The organism is Mesorhizobium sp. M7A.F.Ca.CA.004.12.1.1 (genome assembly GCF_003997835.1).
In the GTDB taxonomy this organism is placed as follows: domain Bacteria; phylum Pseudomonadota; class Alphaproteobacteria; order Rhizobiales; family Rhizobiaceae; genus Mesorhizobium.
Window position 1 is genome coordinate 1 of record NZ_RZRK01001066.1, and the last position, 1681, is coordinate 1681.

At 67.0% G+C, this 1681-nt stretch carries 3 protein-coding genes; 2 read left to right on the forward strand and 1 reads right to left on the reverse strand.

Annotation, left to right across the window (positions count from 1 at the left end):
• Together EN984_RS33625 and EN984_RS33630 are read left to right on the forward strand one after the other, a co-directional pair.
• Positions 1-466: IclR family transcriptional regulator C-terminal domain-containing protein (locus EN984_RS33625; RefSeq protein ID WP_281057379.1), on the forward strand; the 466-nt coding region annotated here is incomplete at its 5' end.
• Positions 463-909 carry an SRPBCC domain-containing protein gene (locus EN984_RS33630; RefSeq protein WP_127267209.1) on the forward strand — a complete coding sequence of 149 codons (447 nt, stop codon included), beginning with the start codon at positions 463-465 and terminating at the stop codon, positions 907-909. The genes EN984_RS33625 and EN984_RS33630, both read left to right, overlap by 4 nt.
• Positions 910-944: 35 nt before the next feature.
• Here the strand turns inward: EN984_RS33630 and EN984_RS33635 are convergent.
• On the reverse strand, positions 945-1681 hold a 737-nt coding region (locus EN984_RS33635), incomplete at its 5' end, for a helix-turn-helix transcriptional regulator (RefSeq protein ID WP_245480177.1).

Consider the following 1681-nt stretch of genomic DNA (forward strand, 5'->3'; position numbering starts at 1 on the left):
GGCCTGCAATCTCGGCGTCCACAATGCCGGAAGGGTACTGATCCTGGCGCAAGTGGAAAGCCCGGCGGCCTTCGGCTTCCGCGTCCGCGTCGGCGCCGAGTTCCCGCTGTTTGCCACCGCCACGGGCCGCACGCTGATGGCGTTCCAGCCGCAGGATAGAGTCAACCAATGGCTGCAAGTCTCTGGTGTTCTTGACGAAAAGGCCGAGGTGGAGCGTGCGCTTGGCCGCATCCGTACCGCCGGCCATGAAGAGGTGGCGGACGGGCTGCAGCCGGGTGTCATCGATCTTGCCTTTCCGGTCATCGGGCCGTTCGGCCACTCCGTCGCCGCGCTGACCGTGCCCTATGTGGCGACCACCTACAGCATGCTCGACCTTGCCACCGTGCGCCACCATGCCGCGCAGGCGGCGCAGGAGATCCGGCTGGTGCTGGCGCCCGAGCCATTAGGCCAAAGCGAGGCCTCGTGACCGCTTCGTTCGCGCCGATAACCAAGACCGTCGTCATCGGTGCCGAGCCGGCCAAGGTCTGGCGGATACTGACGACGCCAGAAATGATCCCGCAATGGATGTCCGACGAGGAGTTGACCGTCAGCCTGCAAGGACAGGCCGGCGGCGCGATCGTGATGCGCGGATTGCTGCACGGAATGCCGTTCGAGAACCATGGCACCATCCGCGCTTTTGAGCCGGGAAGGAGCTTCGCCTACAGCTACTGGAGCACGTTGTCGGCCCCGCGTCTGGCGGACGTGCCCGAAAACCACACGGTGGTCAGCTTCGATCTGGCGCCAGCGGATGAGGGAACGCTGCTGACGCTGACGCTCAGCGATTTTGCCGAACCGGCGATCCGTCCGCATGCCAATCTCTACTGGGGGCCGACCTTGCAGATCCTGAAGGCGGTCTGCGAGCGCGTTTGAGGGCGGGCGTCTCCCCGCGGACGGTCGTCCCGCCCTTACTCTTTGGGGTGTCGGGCGAGAGCCAGCGCGCGGATGCGGTCGGCGACGGCGCTGTCGACCGGGTTGTAGACGGTCAGGCTCAAATCCGGCCGGCCGTCGACCGCGAAGCCCGAATATTCCAGTTCGATATCGCCGAGTTCCGGGTGCTTCAGGCGCTTTGTCCCGTCGCCGTGGCTGAGCACGTCGTTTGCCCGCCACAGGGCGGCAAACTCGGGGCTGGCGCTGCAAAGCTCGTCGACGAGTTCGCGCACCTCGGAGACCGCGCCGGCGCGGGCCGCATCGGCACGAAACGAGCCGACCACGAAACGGGCCAGGTTTTGCCAGTCGTGCTGCCTGGCGCGGATATGGGGACTGAGGAACATGAAGCGCAGGATGTTGCGCTCGCCCTCGGGCAGGGCGCTGTAGTCGGTCAGCACGACCCGCGCGGCGCGGTTCCAGGCAACGACGTCCCACGTAGCGGTCCTGACTATGGCGGGGCTGGCATCGAGCGTGTCGATGAGGCGCTGCAGCCGTGGGCTGACACCCTCGGCACCGGTGTAGCGGACCTCGGGCGGGCGCCCGAGCCCCAGCATGAAAAGATGTTCGCGCTCCGCCTCGGTCAGCAGTAGCCCCTTGGCGATGCGATTGAGGACATCGGCCGAGGGTGCGCCGCCGCGGCCCTGCTCCAGCCATGTGTACCAGGTCGGGCTGATGTTGGCGCGTTGGGCGACCTCTTCCCGGCGCAGTCCCGGCG